5 protein-coding genes are annotated in these 6965 nt (G+C 38.6%); 4 read left to right on the forward strand and 1 reads right to left on the reverse strand.

The genetic code is table 11. From position 1 onward, the window contains the following. The coding region (locus ACFVSH_RS21120; protein ID WP_387707674.1) for an alanyl-tRNA editing protein at positions 1-806 on the reverse strand (806 nt) is incomplete at its 3' end. 314 nt (positions 807-1120) lie between these two features. Between ACFVSH_RS21120 and ACFVSH_RS21125 the strand changes: the two genes are divergently transcribed. The 4 genes from ACFVSH_RS21125 to ACFVSH_RS21140 all read left to right on the forward strand — a co-directional run. Further along, on the forward strand, positions 1121-2743 hold the full coding sequence (locus tag ACFVSH_RS21125; protein ID WP_387599252.1) for a GGDEF domain-containing response regulator: 1623 nt from the start codon (positions 1121-1123) through the stop codon (positions 2741-2743). 117 nt (positions 2744-2860) lie between these two features. Beyond that, positions 2861-3244 (forward strand): response regulator transcription factor, encoded by a 384-nt coding sequence (locus ACFVSH_RS21130; protein WP_387707676.1) that lies wholly within the window; start codon positions 2861-2863, stop codon positions 3242-3244. Beyond that, positions 3219-6110: an ATP-binding protein gene (locus tag ACFVSH_RS21135; RefSeq protein ID WP_387707678.1), complete on the forward strand. Its 2892-nt coding sequence runs from the start codon at positions 3219-3221 to the stop codon at positions 6108-6110. The genes ACFVSH_RS21130 and ACFVSH_RS21135 overlap by 26 nt, the downstream gene beginning before the upstream one ends. 121 nt (positions 6111-6231) lie before the next feature. After that, the coding region (locus ACFVSH_RS21140; protein WP_387707680.1) for a CvfB family protein at positions 6232-6965 on the forward strand (734 nt) is incomplete at its 3' end.

Consider the following 6965-nt stretch of genomic DNA (forward strand, 5'->3'; position numbering starts at 1 on the left):
GGCTTATAGTCATTCTCCAGTTTCTCCACCCTATTCAGAATCTCTGTACGTCCGGTATTGAACTTATTCGATAATGCTGAAAGAATTCCTAGACTTTCGGAATAATCGTTCAATGCCCTGAAGCCGCACTTAAAATAGAGACGGGTATGCTCTTTCTGCTTTTCCGTTTTGAAAATTTTTATTAAGCCAATCTCACCTGTACGCTCTACATGGGTTCCACCGCAAGGGTTATATTCGATTCCTTCAATCTCGACAATACGGATATTCTCTGAAACTTTAGGCATTTTGACGACAGGAAGTGTTTGTAATTGCTCGTTTGTCACGTAATAGATAAGTATTTCGCGATTCTCGATGATATATTGATTAACTAGCTTTTCAGCAGCAGCCGTATGTTCTTCAGTCCATTGAACTCCTGACATTATATCGATCGTTACATATTCGTTTCCAAGGTGAAAGCTGACCGTATTAGAGTAGAACAGTTCCCTGCAGACAGCAGAGAGTAAATGCTGGCCGCTATGCTGTTGCATATGATCGAAGCGACGGGACCAATCAAGTTCACAGTGGACGATTTCTGAATCTGGCCTTTTTTCCGTCTTATGCAGAATCGTTCCATCATTGCCTTTTTTAACGTCAAGAACGGTGATCCCTTCTATTAAACCAGTATCTGCAGGCTGACCGCCCCCTTCGGGATAAAAAGCGGTTTCTTCAAGAGTGATGTAATAAAAGCCATCTTTTTCAAAGCTCTCCTGAATTTTGGTATCCCATTGGGAAGTCTTTGTGGATGTGTAATACAATTTTTTTGTCATGAATGATTTCTTTTTCCTTTCTGTTGATCATTAAATTATATCATCGAAATACCTGAGTATGAAATTGTGGATTTGGATGAATAAGTCAGGTAAATAAGTAAACTTTATGACAAATTTTAAATAAATTGTGCAAGATGGCAATATTCTATTTATCAGACTAGCCCTTATGATGTAAAATATTCCTTAAAGAATATACTTTAGACCTAATAAAAAATGAATTAAACAGTTTTGCATAGTCTAAAAGTCATTGTTGAAATTATTGGGAGTAGGATGACAGTAGGGTCGTTTAGGTAGAAAGGGTTAAGTGATAAGAAGTGAATCTTGTAAATATGGAAAAATACAAAAATAGCTTATTTGGGAATATAAAAAACAAACTATCTGATTGGTTAGAGCTGGATGCAGGGGAGACCATTCCTGCCCAAGAGATATTCCGTTTTCTGCATTCAATCAAAGGAACGGCTGGTACCCTGCAATTGTGTGGACTTATGGCCATCACCGAACAGCTATTGGAAGGGATGGATGAAGATAGTGAGCAGGTCTGGGATCGGACGGAACTTAGTAATTTCCTTTTTGAGCTCATTGAACATACATATGAATATGAGCATTTTGATGAAGTTGAAATAAAAGCAAAACCTGTCCGCGATTCACAAGCCCCGCTCATCCAGATCATTGATGATGATATTTCCATGTTGATTTTATTGAAAGATCTATTGGAGGATAAGGGATGGATGGTCATAACGAACGCCGACCCTGTCAAAGCGACAAATCAATACTTTGAAATGCAGCCGGATTGCCTAATTCTTGATATTCAGTTACCTGCAAAGGATGGTTTTCAAATCCTTCAGGAGATTCATCTTCATAACGAGAAATATTTCATACCGAAGATCATGATCAGCATTCAGAACGATAAAGATTCCCGGATAAAAGCATTCAAGATGGGTGCGGATGATTTTATTGGTAAGCCGATTGATATCGATGAGTTTATTGTAAAGATGGAAAGGCATATACAGCGGAAGAAAACCTTTGATCAATCGGTGCTTATTGATGAGTTGACACAGGTATATAATAGAAGATTCCTAGAAGATACACTGCCACGCTATTTTAATGATTATAAGCGGTCAGGGCGTCATTTTTCGATAAGCATCATTGATCTAGATCACTTTAAAAGGGTGAATGATCAATATGGACATTCGGTGGGCGACTTTGTACTGGCTGAGTTTGCCCGATTCATGAAAAGCAATATAAGGAATTCGGACTTGATTTGCCGGTATGGAGGGGAAGAATTCGTCATTATTTTCCCCGATACATCGAATGATGAAGCTAAACACAAGTTAACAAAGTTAATCAAGGACTTTTCTGCAAAGAAATTCAACCAGAATGGTCGCACATTTTCTGTTACATTTTCTGCGGGTGTTTTTACGGTTGATAATGAAGATGTTACGCCCAAGAAGGCATTGGAGGAAGCCGACACTTCTTTATATGAAGCGAAACGCTCAGGCCGCGGAAGAGTTGGAAGCATGCAAATAGCGGGAAATAACAAGAAATCCCTCAATGTGTCCGTTATCGATGATGATTTCATTATCCGGACCATCTTAACTAAAGCCTTGCATTCGCTTCAAATTCCGCATTTTGATTTGAATATCGCTGTATATGAAGATGGTCCATCATTTTTGAAATCCAATCGAGCAAAAGAAGATGTAGGGCATTTTTTAATCCTGGATGGAGTGATGCCCATCATGGATGGAATTGAAGTGCTGCAAAATGTGAAACAAAGCAGTAATGCTGAGTTTTTCACCGTTTTAATGCTAACTGGAAGGAAAAGTACAAATGATATTGCAAATGCTTTGAAACTTGGTGCGGATGATTATGTAACGAAACCATTTAGCATTAGGGAACTTCAGGCTAGGATAGAGCGTCTATTGACGAAGTTAATTTAACTAGGCAAGGGGATTTTACGGTCATGTATTGCGATGGAATTCCATCTGCAAAATGGTGCATGAACACTTCAGGAGTCAAGTCACCAATCGCATGAGGGTTAATTAGGAGGATGAATGATGAAGCGTATTTTATTAGCGGAAGATGAGGAAGTGTTACGAATGCTAGTAGTTGATACTTTAGAAGATGAAGATTATGACGTTGACGAAGCAGCGGATGGAATGGAGGCCGTACAGCTTCTCGAAAGCAATACGTACGATCTTATAATTCTTGATTATATGATGCCCGGATATACCGGATTGGAAATCATTGAAAAAATCCAGTCGTCTGAAATTAAAAACCAAGGGAAAATCTTGATGTTATCTGCAAAAAGCCAACAATTTGAACAAGAAAGGATATTGGAAGCGGGTGCAGATTATTTCATGTCCAAACCATTTAGCCCGTTAAAATTAATAGAAAAAATCGAGGTCATTTTGCATGAAACTGAATCCTTACTTTACTAAGAGCCTTTCTAGGCAAGTAGTTTCTTTAATGACGGGTTGCATCATTTTATTTATTGTCGGAACAGGGGTTTTATTTTATTTTTTGCAGTCTTTGAATGCTGAATATATCCAACAGAGGCAAAGCATTGTGGATAAACAATTGATGATGGATGAAATATTCGATCAATTTAATACCGTCTTTTTAGATATTAAGGGATATATAGCTTTCAATAATGATGCATTAAAGGATAAAGCATTAAATGAGGAAACTTCAATCACGGAAAATATTGAAGCGTTTAAGGAGATTGCCAATACAAAGGAGGATAAGGATATCTCCAATGAGCTTGGGACTTTTACTGAATATTATTTTAGTGGGGTTCTTCCATCCTTATTTGATTCCGAAAAAAAAGGGGGGAAGTTAGAGGTTGAAAAAATGGATAGTACTGAAATTACGGCACAAATTACGAGTCTTCGCAGTACTATTAAATCATACTCGGGCACTTTAACGGAAAGGCTCGATAAAAGTGTGAAGGATCTAACGAAAAAGCAGTCCTATATTCAAGGAGCCTTTGTCGGGTTCGTCCTTATTTTCTTATTCATCTTCTTATTCATCGTCAGATCGATCATCCGGAACATAGGAAGACCTCTTTCGGATTTTTCAATAGCGGCGAATGAAATTGCAGCCGGACGGGAGGCTGTTATTTCCGTCAAGGAAAACCGGAAGGATGAGCTAGGGGTATTGTCGATTGCATTCAAAAAAATGTTTACAAGCGTTCAGGAAAAAGAGCAGGAATTGATGGCGCATAATGAAGAACTGCTTGCACAGCAGGATGAACTTCAAGCCCAGCAAAATGAACTTCAAGTAACACTTGGAATCATCACTGATAATGAGCAGAAGCTCACGAGGAGAAATGAACTAATCAATGGTATATCATCGACTTTAGATAAAAAGGAAGTGCTAAAAAGCATTGTCTTTAATATGAGCAGGTTGATTTCTGCTGATCGTGGGATGATTGCTTTAGTACATGAAGATGTCTCCTCATCATTTGGAATATCGGAAAATGGAATACGGCAATTCCGGAATAATATAAACAGCGGTTTGAATCATCGACTCCTTGAAGAGAAGAAACCCTTCACTATAAAGAGAGAACAAGATGTGGCTGAGAAAGGGTATCACGAAAATAAGAATTACAGTTATGATTTATATCTTCCCGTTTTATCCACGTTTAAAGAAGTAGAAGCTATCATGGTTTTCAGCAGGTACGGGACCCTATTTACCGATCAGGAAGTGGAAGAATGCGAAACCTTGGCTAAGCAAATCTCAACGTCGCTAGACAAGATCAAGCTTTACGAACAGACAGAAGAGAATAGGAAGCTGAATCAGGATATCCTGAACACGATTCAGGAAGGTATCCAATTGATTGATCAGGAAAGAAAGGTCATTCAGGTCAATCAGCCATTTTGCGATATTTTTAAAATAGGTTCTTTTCCTGAGCAAATAATTGACATGAAATGGGAAATGTGGAGTGCTGAAATGGCTGCTCAAATGGAGGGGGAGAGATTTTTACATGCAATGGATGAAGCGATTAATAATCCGGAGGGAGTGAATTATGAAGAACGAAGTTTTACATTTAAAAAGGAAGAGACGAATCAGGTCATAAAGGTATATCTTGAAACACTGCATTATCGCGATGAAGGCTATGGCACAATTTTGGTTTATCGTGATATTACAAAAGAATATGAAGTTGATCAAATGAAGTCCGAATTTGTCAGTACAGTTAGTCATGAATTAAGGACACCGCTTGCAAGCGTCCTTGGTTTTACCGAATTGATGCTGAACAAACCATTGAAACCCGAAAGACAGACAAAATATTTACAGACAATTTACAATGAAGCAAAAAGGCTCACCGCACTTATCAATGATTTCTTGGATGTTCAAAAAATGGAGTCCGGTAAACAAATATATGAAAAAAAATATGTGGAAATCATTCCATTAATTCAAAAGGTAATTGAACATTTGGAAATAAATACAGCACAGCACGATATTCGGCTCAATATCGAAACCAAGGATTTAATGATCCTAGGGGATCGTTTGAAAATCGAACAAGCATTTTCAAACCTTTTAAGCAATGCAATCAAATATTCTCCTGATGGGGGCGGGATCTCTGTCCGAGCATATAGCAGGAACGATATGCTTTTCATAGATATCCAGGATGAGGGTTTAGGCATCCCAAAAGAATCAATGCCGCATTTATTCCAGAAATTTTATAGGGTCGATAATTCAGATCGCAGGCGGATTGGAGGAACGGGCCTTGGATTAGCCATTGTTGATGAAATCATAAAGTCACACGGCGGAAATGTTTCGGTGGTTTCCAATTATGGACATGGAAGTACATTTACCATATCCTTACCTAGAGTAACTCTGAAAGAATTGGGGCAGAACAATGATGGACAGCCAAGAAAACTTAACCATGAAATCATGGTCATTGAAGATGATATAAACTTAGCGGAACTGCTAAAATATGAATTGATGGACAGTGGCTTCCACGTTAGCTATTTCAACAGTGGTAGAAAGGCATTTCAAAAACTGGAAACCTCACCTCCGGATGCCATTGTACTGGATATCCTTCTTGAAGAGGGAGAGATGGACGGCTGGACGATCCTGAGGGAATTAAAAGGATCTGCTGACTTGAATGAGATTCCCGTTTTTGTATCGACCGCACTTGACGAAAGGGAGAAGGGAATTTCCTTGGGAGCGAAGGATTATTTAGTTAAACCTTATAAACCGAGCCAATTATCCAAAGTGATCATGCATACCTTGTTAAGTAACGGTAAAACAGGGCAGATTCTGATTCCGCAAGTATTCCATGAAGAAAAGAAGGATTAAAAAATAAAAAACCGTAATAGGTATACAGAACATCAAAAAAATGATAAATTCAAATATGTTGGAAAAATAAATAATTGGGTACAATTGTAGGTAAAGGTAAGTAACAGGAGGATTTTTATTCATGCAAAACATTCAGGCCGGCATGGCTGTAGAGTTAGAAGTGGAACGTAAGGCTGATTTTGGATGGTTTTTAACGGATGGTTCAGAAGATGTCTTACTTCATCATAATGAAATGAATGAAGGAACGGAACTTGAGATTGGCGATGAAGTAACTGTGTTCATCTACCATGACAAACAAGCAAGGCTAACAGCGACAATGAAGATACCCGAAATTCAGATTGATCGATATGGCTGGGCGGAAGTTGTCAATGTGAAAAGGAAACTGGGGGTTTTTGTGGACATCGGTCTTTCCAAAGACATTCTTGTATCCCTGGATGACCTTCCAAATATAGATCGCTTATGGCCTGAGGTTGGTGATCGTTTATATGTATCCCTGAAGACAGATCGTCATGATCGCCTGTTTGGTAAACTTGCAACGGAAGATGTTATTCAGGAGATTGCAGTAAAAGCTCCTTTAAAAGGAGTCCGTAATACCAGTATTAAGGGAAATGTCTATCGTTTGCTTATGGTTGGATCTTTCTTTATTTCACAAGAAGGGTACCGCTGTTTCATTCACGAAAGTGAACGCAAGGAGGAGCCCCGTCTTGGTGAATTAGTTGAAGGGCGCGTCATTGATAGTAAAGAAGATGGAACGCTTAACGTTTCATTAATCCCCTTTAAACAAGATTTAATGGGGGAAGATGCTGATGTCATTTTCACTTACTTAATGAATCGCGGCGGTGCAATGCCTTATGG

It is taken from the genome of Peribacillus sp. NPDC058002 (assembly GCF_042886655.1).
GTDB lineage: Bacteria > Bacillota > Bacilli > Bacillales > DSM-1321 > Peribacillus > Peribacillus aracenensis.

What these genes read in the sequence shown, in the direction of transcription:
- ACFVSH_RS21130 (WP_387707676.1), top strand. Translation starts at nt 2,861, where the DNA reads ATGAAGCGTATTTTATTAGCGGAAGATGAGGAAGTGTTACGAATGCTA.
- ACFVSH_RS21135 (WP_387707678.1), top strand. Translation starts at nt 3,219, where the DNA reads ATGAAACTGAATCCTTACTTTACTAAGAGCCTTTCTAGGCAAGTAGTT.